This window comes from Marinoscillum furvescens DSM 4134 (assembly GCF_003386095.1).
Lineage (GTDB): Bacteria > Bacteroidota > Bacteroidia > Cytophagales > Cyclobacteriaceae > Marinoscillum > Marinoscillum furvescens.
The window spans coordinates 14,596-34,167 of the sequence record NZ_QREG01000029.1 but is presented as its reverse complement, the minus strand read 5'-3'; the positions used below and the strand labels follow the sequence as shown (position 1 = coordinate 34,167).

The window sequence follows — 19,572 nt, the reverse complement described above, 5'->3', positions numbered from 1 at the left end:
AGAAGCTACAAACAGTGATAATATGGATATAGTTTACGACCTGCTCAAAATCACCATTCCAGGCGTATTAGTGTTGTATATGGCCTACCTGCTGGTCAGATCATTTATGAACAAACAGCTGGACGAACTTCAGCTCAGTTTGAAACATAAAAACCAGGAAGTAGTCTTGCCGGTGCGGCTGCAGGCATATGAGCGTGTATGCCTTCTTTTGGAGCGCATCGCACCTAATAACATTATTCCACGTTTAAATGAAAAAGAAATGACAGCTCACCAGCTGCAAGGGGCGCTGGTTGCAGAAATTCGAAATGAATACAACCATAACCTCTCTCAGCAGGTTTACATGTCAAATGATGCATGGATGTATGTGTCTGGCGCAGTGGAGCAGCTGATCTCGCTGATCAATGAGGCCGCCAATGAGCTCGGTAACGATGCTACCAGCCTGGATCTGGCCAAACTGGTTTTTGAGAAAAACATGAAAAACGAACAGGATACACTGCGAGGGGCGCTCACATACGTGAAAAATGAGATTCAGACGTTGTTTTAACCCAATATGGCAAACAAGAAAATAGAAGGAATACTGCAGCGAGCAAAAGATACCGTTTCACAAAACGAAAAGGTGCAATCTCTGCTTACTGATGTGAAGGGTAGGTTGGAAAAAATCAATAGTGACTCTACAGAGCGATCTACCTTTATCTATCAGCTGCAGGTCATCGTCAGGATGGTCAGGGCTTACATTAGTGGTAAATACTCGGCGTTTTCTACCAGCACAGTAGTAACGCTTGTTTTTGCCCTGATTTATTTCATTACACCCACTGACCTAATTCCTGATTTTATTCCCGCTTTGGGACTTACCGATGATATATCATTGGTTTATTTCATCTTTCGAAGCCTCGCAGAGGATATCGAAAAATTCAAAGACTGGGAAGCGACAAACTAAAGTGATTCGTTGTACATCAAACCCCAAATGAGATGGCTAATCGCACAGCATTAATCGCCGGAGCAACCGGACTTGTAGGCAGAGAGTTGCTACAAGCACTGCTCCAAAAAAATCAATATGACAAAATCATACTACTCCAGAGACGTGAAGCTGAGGTGGATGACCCACGTGTGCAATCCGTAGTAGTGGAGGATTTTGCTAACATGCAAACAGTGAAAGAACAGCTCTTTGTTCAGGATTATTACTGCACACTAGGTACCACTATCAAGCAGGCGGGCTCTAAAGATGCCTTTAAAAAAGTGGACTTAGAGTACCCTTTACTTCTGGCACAAGTGGCGCAGCAGTCACCGGATTTTCGTCAGTTTCTTGTAGTTACCTCAGCTGGAGCCAATGCTAATTCACCGCTTTTTTATAACAATGTAAAAGGTCAGGTAGAGCAACAGCTGAGAGCTATGGAGCTGCCTTCCTTACAGATTTTCCGTCCATCATTGTTGCTTGGTGAGAGGAAGGAGTTTCGGCTGGGCGAAGAAGTAGCAAAGTTTGGGTCTCGAGTGCTTTCGTTCTTTATGGTGGGGATGCGGCGTAATTTGTGGTCGATAGACGCAAAAGATGTGGCCAAAGCCATGGCAGTAGTTGCTTCGCAGGAGCGCTCCGGTACCCATATCTTTGGTTCGTCAGAAATGTACAAAATCGTAAATAAACAAGGACTTTGATAGCAGTGATACAGCGGGTGTCAGAAGCGTCTGTCACCATCGACAATCAAACAAAATCATCAATAAATAAAGGGCTTCTGTTACTTCTGGGTATAGAGGAGGCCGACAGTCAGGAAGATATTCAGTGGCTCACCCGCAAAATAGCCAACATGAGAATATTCTCTGACGAGGAAGGTAAAATGAACTTAAGCCTCCTGGATGTGTCAGGAGAGGTGTTGGTAGTGAGTCAGTTTACACTTCATGCACAAACCAGGAAAGGCAACAGGCCTTCCTATATCAAAGCAGCCAAACCAGAAGTGGCCATTCCGCTTTATGAAGCCTTTGTGGCGGATATGAAAAGTCACGGGCGCCCAGTATATACAGGCGAGTTTGGTGCAGATATGAAGGTTGCTCTGGTGAATGATGGGCCAGTAACCATCATTGTGGATACCAAAAACAAGCAATAGCGGGTTTTAAGGTGTCTCAGGTTTAGGCGATGGATGCCAATCATTTTGATTCTCACATCCTTTTACGCATTACCCCTTTATTGACCCATCTTTGTACTACCTTTGCAAACTTTTAGTTAGGTATGGAGCACATTCGTAATTTCTGCATAATAGCGCACATTGATCACGGGAAAAGTACCCTGGCCGATCGACTCATTCAGACGACTCAAACGGTTTCTGACAGAGAGATGCAGGCGCAATTGTTGGACGATATGGATTTGGAGCGAGAGCGGGGGATTACTATCAAAAGCCACGCTATCCAAATGTATTTCCCTTTTGAGGGAAAAGAATATACGTTTAACCTGATCGATACGCCAGGTCACGTGGATTTTTCTTACGAGGTGTCCCGGTCCATAGCCGCATGTGAGGGAGCCCTACTAGTAGTAGATGCTGCACAAGGTATAGAGGCACAGACCATCTCCAACCTGTACCTGGCCATGGAGCACGACCTGGAGGTGATACCCGTGCTCAACAAAATAGACCTGCCTGGAGCCATGATCGAGGAGGTTTCGGACCAGATCATAGACCTTATAGGCTGTGAAAAAGAAGACATCATACATGCCAGTGCCAAAGAAGGTATAGGCATCACAGAAATACTAGAGGCCATCGTACATCGGATACCTTCACCAAAGGGTAACCCAGATGAGCCACTTCAGGCCATGATCTTCGATTCTGTATTCAACTCTTACCGTGGAATTGAAGTGTTCTTCCGTGTTTTCAATGGCACGCTGAAAAAGGGAGATCATGTGAAGTTCGTCAATACTGGCAAAACTTACGGTGCTGACGAAATAGGAGTGTTGCGTTTGCAACATGAGCCTAAAAAAGAAATTTCAGCAGGAAATGTGGGGTACCTCATTTCTGGTATCAAAGTAGCCAAAGAAGTGAAAGTGGGGGATACCATCACCCACGTAGACAATCCTACACAGCGACAGGTTAAAGGTTTTGAAGATGTAAAACCTATGGTTTTTGCTGGTATTTATCCGGTAGAGACCAGCGAGTTTGAGGAGCTACGTGCTTCTATGGAAAAGCTGCAGCTCAATGATGCATCCCTTGTTTGGGAGCCGGAAACTTCCGCTGCACTTGGTTTTGGCTTCCGCTGTGGTTTCCTGGGTATGCTGCATATGGAAATCGTGCAGGAGCGTCTGGAGCGTGAGTTTGATATGACGGTGATCACCACCGTGCCTTCGGTACGTTTTCATGCCATCAAAGAAAATGGAGATGTAGTAAAAGTAAGTGCACCTTCTGAACTCCCAGAGTCTAATACACTTTCTCATGTAGAGGAGCCATATATCCGAGCACAGATCATCACCAAGTCAGAGTTTATCGGGCCTGTGATCGCTTTATGTATGGACAAGCGAGGTGAGATCAAAAACCAGGTGTACCTGACTTCAGATCGTGTAGAACTAACTTTCGAGTTGCCACTGGCTGAGATTGTTTTTGACTTTTTCGATAGACTCAAGACCATTTCAAGAGGCTATGCATCACTGGATTATGAGCTGATAGGCTACAAGAAGTCTACCATGGTGAAGCTAGACATCATGCTAAATGGCGAAGGAGTAGATGCGCTATCTGCGGTAGTGCATAGAGATAAAGCTTACGAATGGGGCAAGCGACTTTGCGAAAAGCTTCGAGAGCTACTGCCACGTCAGATGTTCGAGATTGCCATACAGGCGGCTATAGGTCAAAAAATCATTGCCCGTGAGACGGTGAAAGCCATGCGTAAAAACGTATTGGCCAAATGTTACGGTGGAGATATTTCGCGTAAGCGCAAACTACTCGAAAAACAAAAGAAAGGTAAGAAACGAATGCGTCAAGTAGGTAACGTGGAAATACCACAAGAAGCATTCATGGCCGTATTGAAACTAGACCAATAAAAAGCCCATATTCTTAGACAACACAGCCCTGTTTCTTCAACTCATAAACTACGTTCAAAATGCCCACGTTACTCGACGGAAAAAAGGTAGCTTCAGACATCAAGCAAGAAATCTCTACTCGTGTAGATGAACTCAAATCTCAGGGGAGACGCGCTCCAAACCTTGCCATCATCATTGTAGGAGACGATGGGGCTAGCCATACGTATGTAAATGGGAAAATAGCGGCGTGCAAGTCTGTAGGGTTTGATTTTACGCTCATGCACTTTGCCAGTACTATCTCTGAGGAGAAGCTGATGAAGCACGTAGAAAACCTAAATAGTGACGATGACATAGATGGCTTCATCGTACAGCTGCCGTTGCCTGAGCATATTTCTGTAGAGCGTGTGACGGAAAGCATCAAACCTGAAAAGGATGTTGATGGCTTTACCAACCAGAACTTTGGAAGTATTGTGTCTAAAAACCAGCTCATCATGCCTGCTACACCTTTTGGTGTGATGGAATTGCTACGAAGATATGATGTGGAGACTGAGGGCAAGCATTGTGTGATAGTGGGCGCAAGCCGCCTGGTGGGTGCTCCTCTAGGCATGATGATGACAGAAGAGGGTAGAGCTACCGTGACCCTGTGTCATAAATACACTCAGGACTTGGCGAGCCATACTAAAAATGCCGACATCCTGATTGTGGCAGTGGGTAAGCCCGGTTTGATCTCCGAAGAAATGGTCAAAGAAGGAGCAGTAGTGGTGGACGTGGGCACTACCCGTGTGGTAGACAATTCACGAAAATCGGGTTTTAGACTTTCTGGTGATGTGGATTTTGCTACCGTTTCAGAAAAGGCCTCTTTTATAACACCTGTACCAGGAGGAGTAGGGCCTATGACGATCGCTTCTCTGCTTTTAAATACCCTAAAGGCCTATGAAGATCAGCACTCCTAAGCCTTTCACCGATTCGCTGCCCGTAATGGAATCCTTTCTCACCGTTCAGGGTGAGGGGGCGTTTAGTGGGGCTGCGGCTTATTTCATTCGGTTAGGAGGCTGTGATGTTGGGTGTGTTTGGTGTGATGTGAAGGAGTCGTGGGATGCAGCGGCACATCCACACTTCACCATTGAGGAGATCGTCGCTCAAGCAAAAAGTCATGGAGTGGAGATCGTAGTAATTACAGGAGGCGAGCCCTTGATGTATGATCTTACTACTCTGACAAAAGCACTAAAGAAAGCGGGCTTGCGGACTCATGTAGAGACATCAGGAGCACATGCCATTAGCGGGGATTGGGACTGGGTATGTTTTTCGCCTAAAAAGTTCATGGCACCAAAGCCAGACTTTTACCCGGCCGCTGATGAGTTGAAAATTATAGTATTCAACAAGTCTGACTTTAAATGGGCAGAAGCTCACGCAGCGGAGTGTCCTGAAAAGACGAGGCTGTTTTTACAGCCAGAGTGGTCTAAGAAAGACCAAATGACCCCATTGATCGTTGACTATGTGAAGAAAAACCCACAATGGCGTATATCTTTACAGACTCACAAATACCTCGATATCCCTTAATGAACCAGGCATTCACAGGACTCATAATGTTGCTTTTGGCTTTTTTGCCATATAATGCCTTCTCTCAGGAGTATAGCAAACGAGCTGTGAAGAGTACCACCAAAGCAGAAGAGGCCATCAGGCTGAGGCAGTTTGAAGAAGCTAAGAGCCTTTTGCGCAAAGCCATAGAAACCGATCCCACTTACTGGAAGGCCCACCTAAGGATGGCCACTATATTTAGTGTATATCAGGAACAAGATTCAGCATTGAGCTATTATAACAGATTGGTGGAGGTAGCTCCTGAGAAAGTGAGTGAAAAGCTGTGGGTGCGAATCGCCGGGATGAACTTCAAGGCTGGGAGATACCAGCAGGCACTGTCAGCCATTAAGCATGTAAAAAGCCCGGATTCACTATTGGTGAATAGTATTTCATTTGCCGTAAATGCTATAAAGTTTCAGGAGGATATTGTCCTTGAACAATTGCCCGATGCACTCAACGCTTTTCAGTTGCAGTATTTTCCTGTCCTAACCGTAGACGAAAATACGCTGCTGTTTACCAAACGAGATTCCGACAGGCCCTATTCGGATGAGGATATTGTGGTTAGCTCCCGGATAGGTGGGCAGTGGATTCCCCCACAGTCTATTTCACCCAATATCAACACGGAGTTTAATGAAGGTGCTTGCTCCATATCTGCAGATGGGCGAACACTGATATTTACAGCTTGCGAAGGCAGGAAGTCCTATGGAAGCTGCGACCTGTATGTTTCTTATAAAACAGGTAATTATTGGTCAGTGCCACAAAACCTGGGCCCCGGAGTGAATTCCAGGTATTGGGAGTCTCAGCCGGCATTGAGCGCTGATGGGCGGACTTTGTATTTTGCTTCAAATAGGCCAGGAGGGATTGGTAAACGAGATATTTGGACATCCCGAAAGGTGGGAGATGAGTGGCAGGAAGCCCAAAATTTGGGAAAACCAGTAAACACGGTATATGATGAAACCACCCCGTTTATTCATGCAAATGGACGTTCACTAATCTTTTCATCTGAAGGACATGTAGGCATGGGTGGTTTTGATCTATTGCTGTCGCAAAAGCAGTCAGGCATTTGGAGTACACCTGTAAATCTGGGCTTTCCGGTAAATACCCATCATGATGAAATCTCCATGTTTTTGAATGCCTCAGGCTCTATGGCGTATTTTGCCAAAGAGACCATAAGCAAACAAGGAGTCAAGCGCAGCCTACTGGTGCGCTACCCATTGGTGGATACGTTGGTGGCAGATAAATCCAAATACGTCACCGGTAAGGTGATGGATGCCAAAACGAAAGCGCCAATAGGAGCAGACCTCAGGATGATTAATTTGATGGATTCTTCCGATATATACCACGTTCGTTCGGATTCCGTAAATGGCAAATACTTTCTGGTACTGACGCAAGGGCAGACCTACGGTGTATTCGTGAAAAAAAAGGGATACTTGTTTGAGGATTTTCGATTTGAAACATCAGAGGGTCAAGCGCTAACACCTGATACACTAAACATCCTATTGTCGCCGATAGCTACTGGTGATCAGCTCACGCTCGAAAACATATATTTCGGTGTGGATGACTATAGATTAGACCCACGATCTAGAGCAGAGCTTTTGGAGATTGTGGCATATTTAAATGAAAACCCCGCAATTGAATTTGAGATCCAAGGGCATACGGATAATCAGGGAGGTGAGGCATACAACCAGACACTGTCGACAAAACGCGCTCATTCAGTCTATCAGTTTTTAAGTGAAAATGGGATAGATGCCAAACGAATGAGTTATAAAGGGTACGGAAGTACTCAGCCAATAGCAGCCAATACAACACCCGAAGGTAGAAGTAAGAATAGACGGATCACTTTTAAGGTGATTTTTGTTCCAAATCACTAGAAATTCACTTTTTTTATTTTTTTCTACTCAGAATTAATATTCTGTAAATAGTACAATTGTAAATTTTTATTTTGTGAGAGGGCCTGCTGGTCTATAATTCCCCTCAATTTATAGTGCAAAACTTCATTTTGGCCGTGAAATCCTACTGTTTGGTCGAAATTATATTCTGCTGCTACTGTTTTCAATTAGTGGAAAAAACGTATAATTTTAATTGCAATAAATTAATGTTTCATTTAAAAAAGTAAAATATGAAGAGGATTCTACTACTCAGTTTCATGTTTACTTTCGCCTTTGCATTCAATGCAATGGCGCAAAGAACAGTGACTGGACAAATCACCGAAGCAGGCGGTGAGCCGATTCCCGGTGTGAACGTTGTGCTGAAAGGCACAAGTACCGGTACTACGTCTGACATTGACGGAACCTATCGTATAAGTGTTCCTGAAGATGGCGGTATACTTGTGTTCTCCTTTATAGGTATGGCAGCACAGGAAGTCGAAATTGGCTCCAGGTCAGTGATCGATGTGGAAATGGAAAGCGATGTGAAGCAACTTACAGAAGTTGTAGTTACAGCGCTTGGTGTATCTCGTGACAAAAAAGCACTAGGTTACTCTGTGCAGTCTGTAGATGCTGAAAATGTGGCCAAAGCAGCTGAGCCAAACGTAATCAACGCCCTTCAAGGTGAGATTGCTGGTGTTCAGATTCAAGGTACTAGCGGAGCGCTTGGCGGTTCGTCTCGTATCACTGTTCGTGGCTCAAACTCATTCCTTGGCGAAAACCAGCCACTTTTTGTGGTAGATGGTATGCCTATAAACAATGACAACTATGCAACTAACGCACAACAGAGTGGGTTTGGTAGTGGCGCTTATGATTATGGTAACGCTGCATCCGACATCAACCCACAGGACATAGAGTCTATGTCAGTACTAAAAGGTGCGGCAGCTACAGCTCTTTATGGTACACGTGGTGCAAACGGTGTGATTTTGATTACTACAAAATCTGGTGCCAAGAAAAAAGGGATCGGTGTAGATGTAAGCTCAAGTGTTACGTTTGAGAAGGCAGTAAACATGATCGAGCATCAGCAGAAATACGGTGGAGGTGCTACACTTTCTACCCCTTCTGGTTTTACCGAGTTTACTGAAAACGGAACCACTTACTACGCGCCAGTATATTCTAAAGATGGGGCCTGGGGACCTAAATACGAAGGTCAGCCGGTTAGACACTGGGATTCTTGGGATCCAAATTCTGCTAACTATGGCGAAACAAGACCTTGGTCTGCACCGGAAAACGGTTATCAAGAATTCTTCGAAACTGGTGTTACACTACAAAACTCAGTAGCACTTAGTGGCGGAAACGATCAGGGTTCTTTCCGTTTGAGTTATACAAACCTTGATCAGAGCGGAATTCTTCCAAACTCAGGTTTGGACAGAAATACTTTTAGCATCAATGCTCGTTACAACCTTTCAGATAAACTAACTGTAACAGCTGCTGGTAGTCTTGTAAAGCAGTCAGCTTTAGGAAGAACTGCTACAGGTTATAGCAACAGAAACCCTATGCAAGGTTTCACGCAGTGGTGGCAAACACAACTGGATTTGGATCGTATGCAAAACTACGAGTGGGAAGATGGTACACACTACACCTGGAACCCTACTGGTATCACTCAAAACGAGGATGGTTCATTGAAGTCCTGGAATCCTTTCCCTTACTTCTTTGATAACCCGTACTGGGTACGTCACAAGTTCTTGCAAGAAGATACAAGAGATCGTTTCTTCGGTAATGTTGCATTAAACTATGAGTTAATGGACGGTCTGACAATCTCTGGTCGTGCGATGACTGACGGGTTTACTTTCCGTGCATACGAAGGAATCGAAAATGGTGGTGTAGATCAGTCTGATTACACTGAACGTACTCGTACCTTCAGGGAGTCTAACTTCGAGGGTAAAATCATGTACAACAAGCAGTTTAGCCCTGCATTCTCCTTGAATGCCCTTATTGGAGGTAACTTGATGTCTCAGGAAAGAGAGTACATCCTGGGTAGTGTAAACGGAGGTCTTGCTCTTGATGGGTTCTTCAACCTAAGTAATGGTATAGGAAACCCAACATTGACTACTGAGACCACAAGAAAATCTATCAATAGTGTGTTTGGTAGTGCTTCATTTGGCTTCTACTCTACGGTGTTTGTTGACCTGACTGTACGTGGTGACTGGTCTTCTACGTTGCCTGAGGATAACAACAACTACTGGTATCCGTCAATCACTTCAAGTTTTGTATTCACTGAGTTGGAAGCATTGCAAAACAATGATGTACTTTCATTTGGTAAGTTGCGTGTAGGATATGGTAGAGCTGGTAACGATGCAGATCCATATTCATTGACAAATACTTTCGAGCCTTTACAGCCAAACTTTGGTAGCAGCCCTCGCTATACAGTTCCTAATGCTCGTAACAATCCAAACTTGAAGCCTGAGTTTACTGATGAATTCGAGGTAGGATTGGAAATGAACTTCTTCCAAAACAGAGTAGGGTTTGAAGTAGCATACTACGACAGAACGACTACTGAGCAAATTTTTGCGGTAGCTTCATCTTCTACTACTGGTTTTACTTCACGTATTGTGAACGCTGGTTCTATGAAAAACAGTGGTTTTGAAGTAATGCTGAGAGGTACACCAGTACAAACAGGAGATTTCTCTTGGGATGTAAACTTGAACTTCGCTACGTATAACAACGAAGTAGTAGAGCTTGCTGATGGAGTAAACAACATCATCATGGGTAGCACCTGGGCGGCTGACGTTCGTCTGCAAAAAGGAGATCCATACATGGCAATCTACGGTCAGGACTTCCAGAGAAATGAAGATGGAAGAATCATCGTAGGATCTGATGGAATGCCATTGATTGAAGCTAACAGAAAATACCTCGGTTCTGCTATTGCAGATTTTACAGGTGGTTTGAGAAACACCTTCAATTATAAGGGTGTAAGCTTGAGCGCATTGGTTGATTTCCAAAAAGGTGGATCAATTCACTCTACTTCACTTCAGTGGGCGGCTTACTCAGGTATGCTTCCTAAAACTGCCGAAGGTAACATCCGTGAAGAAGGTATGATCATCGACGGAGTGACTGAAGAAGGTGGTGAAAACACTGTAGCGGTAAACCCTCAGGTTTACTACCAAACTATCTGGAGAGTAGCTGCTCCTAATGTATACGATGCAAGTTTTGTTAAGCTTAGAGAAATGAGATTGGGTTACACATTGCCTAATCGACTTCTTGGAGACTTCCCTATCAGAGATATCAATGTTTCACTTCTTGGTAGAAACTTAATGATCCTCTATAGCGAGCTTCCATTCCTGGATCCTCAGGTGGTGACAGGTACAGGCAACATCCAGGGACTGGAAAATGCTCAGGTACCTTCTACCAGATCAATTGGATTCAACGTAAGCTTCAAACTTTAATCTAAACTTGATTCAAAATGAAGAATATAAATAGACTAATTGCTCTTGTGCTTGCGATGACAGTATTCGCATGTACAGACAACTTCGATGAGATCAATACTGATCCTAACGAGCCTACTGAAATCCCTGCTGAGAACCTGTTTACTCAGGCTCAATTTTCAATTGCAGATGAGATTTGGGGGCGTGCGATGAACTTTGAGTTCGGTATGTTGATGGTGCAGCACTTTGCACAAAACGAATATGCCGAAGACTCAAGGTACAATCAGACACCTTCGTCTTTTAGTACTCCATGGCAGTCATTTTACTCAGGGACTAATGCTAGTCCTGGAGGTATCATTGATCTGGTAGTTGCAAAGCAGCTTACAGAGGAAAATGAGTCACTTTCTGAAGCTGTGAAGAACAACAGACTAGCGCAGATCGCAATTTTCAAAGTGCTAGCTTTCCAGACAGTTACTGACATTTGGGGTGATATTCCTTATACTGAGGCATTCAACCCTGAGGAGTTTCCAAACCCAGCTTACGATTTACAATCTGCTGTATATGCAGGAATGCTTTCTGAGCTGAATGATGCGATCGCGAACATTACGCCTACAGCTGCTGGTTTCGGCGCTGGTGACATCATCTATGGTGGTGATATGGCTATGTGGGGTAAGCTCGCTAACTCTCTTAAAGTACGTCTAGGCATGAGAATGGCAGATGTAGATTCTGGTACTGCTGGCACTGCTGTGAGTCAGGCATTTAGCTCTACCTTAGGAGTAATTTCATCTAATGACGAAAATGCATTGTTCCAGTTTGATGCTGATCAGCGTATCGCGAATCCTTTCTACGTGGACAAAGTGGTGAATAACCGTGATGACTTCTGTATTACTGACGTAATGGTTAGCGATATGGAAGATCGTAATGATCCACGTTTGGATGATTATGCTGCACCAAACTTTAATGGTGAGATCGTAGGGTTGCCTTACGGACTTACAGATGCTGACGCATTCCAATTGAAGCCTGTATCTTCTAGACCTCATGGTTCTATTCTCGAAGCAACAGCTCCAGCTAAGTTGTTGACTTATGCCGAAGTAGAGTTCTTCAGAGCTGAAGCAATCGAAAGAGGCTTTATCTCCGGTAGTGCTGCCGATGCATTCAACAATGCAGTAGAGGCTTCTATCAAGGATTGGGGCGGAACGGAAGCGGAAGCAACTGCTTACACTACCGCTAATCCTTACGATGCTGCCAATTGGGAAGAATCAATTGGATACGAAAAGTGGGTTGCACTTTATACTCAAGGCCTGGAAGCATGGTCTGAGTGGAGAAGGTTAGATGAGCCGTCTTTGGTGATTTCTGCTAACGCTGTTTCTGGTGTAGACAGAATCCCTGTGCGTGCATTTTACCCTGCTTCTGAAGCGGAAGCTAACAGTGAAAACTTAGAAGCAGTTGATCCAGGGGATATGACCACTTTACTCTGGTGGGACGTAAACTGATTTTAACCTTAAATTAAAGAAACTGACATATGAAATTTAATAAATATAATTTCCTAAAGGCAGGAGTTTTACTCGCTGTGGTGGGTTTCACTGCAACGAGTTGTCAAGAGGATGACGCACGTTCAGTAGCGATCAAACCTGGCAAGACGCTCAGCATCTCAGGTTCATCTACAGCTTATGTAGGAGATGAAAAGGAGTATTATCTGTTGATGAATAAAGCAGATGCAGATTATAGCTGGTCTATTGAAAGTGGCGCTACCATCACTGAAAACTCTGAAAATGATGCTTATGTGGATGTTTTGTTCACCGATCCAGCTGACTACACTTTGAGTGTATCGGAGGGAGAGGCTGCAGGCTCCAAAGCAATAAAGGTGATTTCAAAGGAAATCAGCTTTTCAGCTGATTCAGCAAAACGCAGCGAAATGCTAGTGAATGACACTATCACAATTGAGTTGGATATTCCTGGTGGAATCAACGGTGATGGAAAAATTGCTTATACGATTGGTGGGTCTATGGATCCTTCTAGGTACTTTATTTTACCGCGTTACGAAAGTCCATTGGATTTTGCTGATACAATTAGCTCAATTAAAGTGGTAGTGACTCCAGAGGAGGAAGTAGGTTCAGAAGATCTGATCTTCACGCTTGGTGCCATTACAGAAACTGAATTAGCTGAGGAATATGTGAAAGCAGATACTCTGCAGACAATCGTGTACACTTTTATGGATGACACAAAAATGGCATCTATAGATACTGCTACCGTTACGATTACTTCTGCTGGAGTATATGAGTTCCCGGTAATGCTAAGCAATGCTAGCAACTCAGAAGTGACTGTTGATTATGGTGTATCGGTAGCAATAGGTGTAAATGATGCTACTCCAAACAACTCTTCAAGGGAGCTTGTCTTTGAGGCAGGTGAAACGGAGAAGTCTATTGTATTATCTATATCTGATAATGCATTCTCTACAGATAGAACGGTTACCATTACACTAGATGGTGTTTCTGGAGATGATGAAGCTTCATTGAAAACTAATTACGTTGAGAAAACTATCATGATCAAAGCTGCTGATTGATAGAACGTAAATATTTAAAATATAAAAGGGTGATTCTGTTGAGTCACCCTTTTTTTATGCCTTGTTCTCTGCAGGAAATTGCAAAACGCTGCTAGGCGGCTGAGTTTGTAGGGAGAGTAGATCATCTAAGGTTAGATTAAGATTTTGTCACCTAACATTAGATAAGAAATTTTAAGTGTTTCGAGGAATTAGCGCATTAAATCACCGTCCCAACGGTGTGTTTCATCGAAAATGCCAAAAAAATGCGTTTTGTTAAAAAAAGTGAAATGCTTGGTGAAATTCCTTTTTGGCAGAGGATTATTTTGATTGAATTCTCAGGAGAGGCCATTTTGAACTTTTTATCCTGTAAAACCCTCCATTTACAGTGTTTTTAGCCTTATACGCCGTTCGTTGAAGAAAGTTTGATTATCCGAGAATTAATATAGATTTAACACTGAAACATAATGTACAATTTTAAAACAGTTAAATATGAAGAGGATTCTACTACTCAGTTTCATGTTTACTTTCGCTGTGGCATTCTGTGCTATGGCGCAAAGGACAGTCTCTGGAACTGTGCGGTCGGCAGACGACAATAGCGCAATTCCTGGAGTAAATGTTGTTCTGAAAGGATCAACGACGGGCACAACTACTGATCTAGATGGAAATTATAGATTGAGTGTGCCAGAAGAAGGTGGTGTTCTTGTTTTTTCTTTTATTGGGCTTACCCAACAGGAAGTTGAAATAGGGGCGCGTTCAGTCATCGATGTTTCGATGCAGTCAGACGTACAGCAACTTACAGAAGTTGTGGTGACGGCATTTGGAGTTGAAAGAGAACAAAAATCTCTTGGATACTCAGTTTCTAGTGTGGATGGAGAAGAGTTCGTTAAGGCTCGGGAAACTAACATTGCCAATTCACTTGCTGGAAAAGTTGCCGGCGTACAGGTTACCGGTTCTTCCGGATCTGTGGGTTCGTCTTCACGTGTGGTTATTCGAGGTAACAGCTCTATTAATGGGAACAATCAACCACTCTATGTAGTAGATGGTATTCCTATTTCAAACTCAAACATTGCATCTGTAGATAGATTCACTGGTGTGGATTATGGAAACAGAATTCAGGATATCAACCCTGATGATGTTGAGTCGATGAGTGTATTGAAAGGACCAGCAGCTACAGCATTGTATGGTCAGCGCGCGGCGAATGGCGCCATTATCATTACTACCAAGAAAGGTAAGAAGAACTCCAAGACCTCAGTAACTATAAACTCATCAGTTCGATTTGATGATCCACTGAGACTTCCTGATTATCAAAACAAATATGGACAAGGCAGCGCGGGAAAAATTGATAGTTCAGCAACTGCTAACTGGGGCCCTGAGATGCTTGGACAATCATTTGTTAATGCAAATGGAAACATTGACAGGTATTCACCACATCCCGACAATGTAGAAAATTTCTACGGTACAGGTAAGACAATAATAAATAGTGTAGCTCTGGCTGGAGGAGATGAAAAAGGTACTTTCAGAATGTCTGTGACTAAGTTCGATCAAGAAGGATTTGTTCCAAACACGAATTACGATCGGCTTAACGCCAGTTTTAATGCTACGCGGCAATTTGATAACAAGTTTTATAGCAGTTTCGGGGCAAACTACATCCGCACACGTAATGAAGGACGACCAATAACTGGTTTCAATGATGACGGTGCAGTTGCTTCAGTGGTAGGTTTCTTACCAAGAAACTACAGCCAGGATTCTTTGGCTAACTATCTGAACGCAGATGGTTCTCCAAGATTATTCTTAGGACTAAACCAAAATCCATATTGGTCATTAAATGAAAACGTCTACACTGGTGAAATTGATCGTTTCATCACATTTGCTCAGGTAGGGTTTAAACCTTACGATTGGATGGATATCTCCTGGAAAGTAGGTGCTGATGTTTATAGTGAAAGACGTCAACAAAATACAGCGCCTGGATCAGTAGCAGATCCTTTAGGTGAGTTTTGGGCGAACGATCTTTTTGAGTCCAATTTGAATTCAGACTTCTTTATTACACTGAATCATCAATTCACGCCTGACCTAAATGTGAATTTACTTCTGGGACATAACGTATATGAACAATACATAGAATCAAACTTCAATAGAGCTCAGGAACTTACAGATCCAACCTTATTCATAGCAGATAATGCTTTGATTAACTCACCTGAAAACGCAATTCTTTCGCGTATCAGACTGATTGGTGCATTCTTTGACTTAGGAGCTTCATACAAAGATTACTTGTTTTTGAATGTTACAGGAAGAAACGACTGGAATTCAACGCTACCGGAAAATAGTCAATCATTTTTCTACCCAAGTGTAAGTACAAGTGCGATCGTAACGGACATGTTCAACTTGAACTCCGAAGTATTGAATTATGCTAAAGTAAGAGCCAGTTATGCTGAGGTAGGTAATGGAACTGATCCGTTTCAGTTAGATTTCTTGTATTTTCCTCAGACTTCAATCTTTCAACTATTCGGTGTAGACAATGCTTACCCATGGAATGGTATTCCTGGTTTTGGTGGATCTGGTAATATCCCTCCTTTAGCACTGAAACCTGAGCGAACATCTTCTTGGGAAATAGGTACTGAACTACAATTTTTCAATAGTAGATTTTTGCTAGATGCGACATACTACAGTTCTGAGACTACCGATCAAATTGTTCGTATTGATCTTCCAGGTAGTACAGGATTTCTTACTCAAACATTGAATGCTGGTACGGTTACTAATAAAGGTATAGAGGTGCTAGCTGAAGTTACACCTGTGAAAGCTGGAGATTTCAAGTGGGTAGTACGTGGTACCTTTGCCAAAAATGTAAACAAACTTGTAGACCTTCCGGACAACTTTAATTTCATTGATATTAATGGTACTCGTACAGATCCAGGATTGAGAGCGATCTTAAATCGTTCATTGGGTACGCTTATCGGGTCTGATTGGAGAAGAGACGATGATGGTAATATCTTAATCAACCCTAACACCGGTCTTCGCTTGGATATTGATGATCAGGAAATTGGGAACATTACTCCTGATTTCATTGCTGGTTTGGGAAATGAGGTTTCATGGAAAGGACTTTCTGCAAGTGTCTTGATTGACTGGAAACAAGGTGGAGATATCCATTCACAAACTATTCAGGATTTGAGAGCAGGTGGTCATGTAAAGGAAACTTTGGACAGAGATGGTGCCTATATAGACAAAGGTGTAATTCTTTTAGAGGAAGATGCAGAAGGAAATCCCACCTCTACAAAACCTAATGATATTCCGATCACGTACCAGCAACTTTGGGGGCAGGAAAATGACGTGGATTCTGAAGGTGTTTTCGATGGTACTTATGTGAAACTTAGAGAGATTAAGGTTTCTTATTCACTGCCATCTTCTTTACTAGATAAAACTCCGCTTGGAGCTGTTCAATTTGGATTTGAGGCACGAAACCTTGCAATACTATATACAAAAGTGCCGCACATCGATCCAGAGGTTAGCTTCTATGGTCCAGGTAATGCGCAAGGTATTGAAGCGTACAACCTTCCTACTACTCGTTCTTACGGTTTTAATGTAAGACTTACATTCTAAACATTAGACGACTAAAATTGAATCAAATGAAAAATTATATAAAAACTCTAGCGATCGTTAGTGCTTTGTTTTTGAGCACAGCTTGTGAGGATGATTTTTTGGATGTAAATACGGATCCAAATGCATCAACAACGGTACCTCCTGGTACTGTAATGACGAATTCGATGATTGCAATGTCTCAGAATTTATTGAATACATTGAATCCGAATGGAGAAGCGTATATCCAGCATCATAAACCTGTAGTGGTACTTACTGGGCCTGATACCTATAATTACAGTCCGATTGGTAATAATAACTTTTGGAGGTTTACCTTCTACGGTGACATTATCAAAGACCTGAACTTGGCCGTGTTATTGGCCGAGGAAGAGGGGCTAACCAATGGGGTAGCACAAATCCGAATTTTTCAAGCATTTGCCTGGATGATAGGTGCAGATACCTGGGGCGAAATCCCATTTACTGAAAGTAATGATTCGGAAATTCTCTTTCCAAAATTTGATACTGGAGATATTATCTATCAGGGTATTATTGATATTCTGGATGATGCAATTGCCCGAATAGATTTAGCTGATCAGTCATTTCAAACCACAATAACAGATTATGATCCGCTTTATGCAGGAGATATGAATAAGTGGTTAGCATTCGCAAATACTTTGAAATTGCGTGCATTAATGAGAGTATCGTATGTAGAAGATCGTTCTCAAGAGATTACTGATTTATTGACAGGAGGGAATGAATTTATCGATGAGCTAGATGGCTCTGAGAACGCGGAATTTGCTTATTTCCCGACTAGATCAAATCAAAACTTTGATTACGCTACTTTTGACAATTTCGTTAGTTTCGGTTCATTCCAAACTGATGCAGGTGGAAACCGAGTACACCAACGTTGGAGATTGGCATCAGATGAAATGGTAGAGCTTTTACAGCCAGCAAATGACCCAAGATTGTTTTCTTTCTTTCAGCGAAACATCAACAATCCTTCAGGACCAATAGAAGGAGCAATCAACGGAGCAGGTCCACTACCTGATGAAGTAGATCGCGGATATGTAAGCTTGTTCTACATCCGTCAAGATAAATCTGATGAGTGGTTGTTGGCTTCAGAATACTGGTTATTGGCAGCAGAAGCATACGAGAGAGGGTTAGCTCCTGGTGGTACAGTAGCTGCGCAAGAAGCTTTGGAAAATGGAGTGTTGGCTTCCATGAATCATTTTGATGGAAGCGATTTTGAAATTTCAGCAGCTGATAAGCAAGCGTTCTTAAATACGCTTGATTTGGCCGCAGAGACAGATGCCACAGAGTTTATTCAAATACAGCAGTACATCGCACTCTTTAATCAAGGGTCAGAAGCTTGGGCAAACTGGAGAAGAACGAAGAAGCCGGCGTTGGATGTGCCTGTAGGAGCACCTATTAATAGCATAATCAGCCGTGTGGAAATTCCTAATTCTGAGATTGAGAGTAATATCAATATCGATATCTCTCCATTGATTGATGTGCCAGTATACTTTGAACGATAATCAAAATGGAAATGAAAAATATATTTATAATCATATTCGCATTGATCGTCATGTCCGCATGTGAGGACTTTGAAGATCCAATTGCTGGAATTCCTGAAACTGACCTTTTCGTACAGTTCGGAGCAAATACTCCTGATACAGTTGCCGCTGGTGAAGGAGGTACTAGCCAAACGGTAACTATACAATCTCCAATTTCCTTTCAGGAAGATTTGATTGCAACAATAACCTTCACAGGTAGTGCAGAATTCGGAGTTGATTTTGATATTTCTGCAGATTCAATCACCTCTGGAAATTCTGGAACTAAGGTTTACCCTATTGTAAGTAAAGATGCTAATGGTGCTTCAATTTTGGTTCCTTACATTCCTGCAGGAGGCAATGACTTAATTACTGATCAAGTAGATTTTGACATTGATTTTCTTTCAGATGGAATTACAGATGGAGATAAGGTGCTTGAAGTGGCATTGACTGGTGCTACTGGGACCACAACTTCTTCGTTGACTTTAGCTGGAGGTAGAGGGCCTATCCGTAATGATACCTATATCAATATCGCGGATAGTGATTGCCCAGCTAATCCATCTGAGATGGAAGGTGCTTATACCACAACAGAGAGTTGTGGTGGAGACTTCACATTTACGTCGAATATGATCAATGCAAGCGGTAATCAGATCACTATTGACAATTTCGGTGGCTGGGGTGCTGCGGGTACGAATCAACTAGTGTTGACGATTAACCCTGCTGATAACAGTATCACGTTTGATGATACGGAAATCAATGGCGCTGCATCTGGCTTTGGAGTGCCAGCTGAGGAGCCTTGGTTAGCAAGAGGTTCAGGTAAGGTGAATCTTACCTGTACGGATGCACCTGAAGTTGATATTACATTTAGTTATGTGAGACAGTCAGACGATCAAGTGAGAGTTGGTGATTGTACGCATAATTATTCTCCCGAGTAAAAACTCATCACTTCTAATTCAAGAAAAAGGTCCAACTGGACCTTTTTCTTGTTAATTACTATTCTAAGAAAATCACCCTAAGCTATTCAATTGAAAAATCGTTCTGAATAAACTGATTA

At 42.8% G+C, this 19,572-nt stretch carries 14 protein-coding genes; all 14 read left to right on the top strand.

Going from position 1 to position 19,572, the window contains the following annotated elements; all coding sequences use genetic code 11:
- Positions 1 to 22: 22 nt before the first annotated feature.
- Positions 23 to 544, top strand: a complete 522-nt coding sequence (locus tag C7460_RS21340) for a DUF7935 family protein (RefSeq protein WP_115870177.1) — start codon at positions 23 to 25, stop codon at positions 542 to 544.
- A 6-nt stretch (positions 545 to 550) separates the two neighbouring features.
- Positions 551 to 937: a YkvA family protein gene (locus tag C7460_RS21335; protein ID WP_115870176.1), complete on the top strand. Its 387-nt coding sequence runs from the start codon at positions 551 to 553 to the stop codon at positions 935 to 937.
- A gap of 32 nt (positions 938 to 969) precedes the next feature.
- Positions 970 to 1,650, top strand: a complete 681-nt coding sequence (locus C7460_RS21330; RefSeq protein ID WP_115870175.1) for an NAD-dependent epimerase/dehydratase family protein — start codon at positions 970 to 972, stop codon at positions 1,648 to 1,650.
- Complete coding sequence (gene dtd, locus C7460_RS21325; RefSeq protein ID WP_115870174.1) at positions 1,647 to 2,096, top strand: D-aminoacyl-tRNA deacylase; 450 nt, start codon at positions 1,647 to 1,649, stop codon at positions 2,094 to 2,096. Before C7460_RS21330 ends, dtd begins: the two co-directional genes overlap by 4 nt.
- A gap of 122 nt (positions 2,097 to 2,218) precedes the next feature.
- Entirely contained in the window at positions 2,219 to 4,009 is a 1,791-nt protein-coding gene (lepA, locus tag C7460_RS21320) for a translation elongation factor 4 (RefSeq protein ID WP_115870173.1), read from the top strand.
- A gap of 59 nt (positions 4,010 to 4,068) precedes the next feature.
- The gene (locus C7460_RS21315) at positions 4,069 to 4,941 is read left to right on the top strand and encodes a bifunctional 5,10-methylenetetrahydrofolate dehydrogenase/5,10-methenyltetrahydrofolate cyclohydrolase (protein ID WP_115870172.1); all 873 of its coding nucleotides are present in this window, start codon (positions 4,069 to 4,071) and stop codon (positions 4,939 to 4,941) included.
- A complete protein-coding gene (locus tag C7460_RS21310; RefSeq protein WP_115870171.1) occupies positions 4,922 to 5,548 on the top strand; it encodes a 7-carboxy-7-deazaguanine synthase QueE in 627 nt (208 codons plus the stop codon). The genes C7460_RS21315 and C7460_RS21310 overlap by 20 nt, the downstream gene beginning before the upstream one ends.
- Positions 5,548 to 7,437 carry an OmpA family protein gene (locus tag C7460_RS21305; protein WP_170148128.1) on the top strand — a complete coding sequence of 630 codons (1,890 nt, stop codon included), beginning with the start codon at positions 5,548 to 5,550 and terminating at the stop codon, positions 7,435 to 7,437. The genes C7460_RS21310 and C7460_RS21305 overlap by 1 nt, the downstream gene beginning before the upstream one ends.
- Positions 7,438 to 7,685: 248 nt before the next feature.
- Positions 7,686 to 10,877, top strand: coding sequence for a SusC/RagA family TonB-linked outer membrane protein (locus tag C7460_RS21300; protein WP_115870169.1), 3,192 nt, complete (start codon positions 7,686 to 7,688; stop codon positions 10,875 to 10,877).
- A 17-nt stretch (positions 10,878 to 10,894) separates the two neighbouring features.
- Positions 10,895 to 12,349: a SusD/RagB family nutrient-binding outer membrane lipoprotein gene (locus C7460_RS21295; protein WP_115870168.1), complete on the top strand. Its 1,455-nt coding sequence runs from the start codon at positions 10,895 to 10,897 to the stop codon at positions 12,347 to 12,349.
- Positions 12,350 to 12,378: 29 nt separating this feature from the next.
- Positions 12,379 to 13,419, top strand: coding sequence for a hypothetical protein (locus C7460_RS21290; protein WP_115870167.1), 1,041 nt, complete (start codon positions 12,379 to 12,381; stop codon positions 13,417 to 13,419).
- A gap of 468 nt (positions 13,420 to 13,887) precedes the next feature.
- On the top strand, positions 13,888 to 16,992 hold the full coding sequence (locus C7460_RS21285) for a SusC/RagA family TonB-linked outer membrane protein (protein ID WP_115870166.1): 3,105 nt from the start codon (positions 13,888 to 13,890) through the stop codon (positions 16,990 to 16,992).
- A gap of 26 nt (positions 16,993 to 17,018) precedes the next feature.
- Positions 17,019 to 18,503: a SusD/RagB family nutrient-binding outer membrane lipoprotein gene (locus tag C7460_RS21280; RefSeq protein WP_115870165.1), complete on the top strand. Its 1,485-nt coding sequence runs from the start codon at positions 17,019 to 17,021 to the stop codon at positions 18,501 to 18,503.
- Between the two features lie 11 nt (positions 18,504 to 18,514).
- Complete coding sequence (locus C7460_RS21275; protein ID WP_147303042.1) at positions 18,515 to 19,453, top strand: hypothetical protein; 939 nt, start codon at positions 18,515 to 18,517, stop codon at positions 19,451 to 19,453.
- Positions 19,454 to 19,572: the final 119 nt, after the last annotated feature.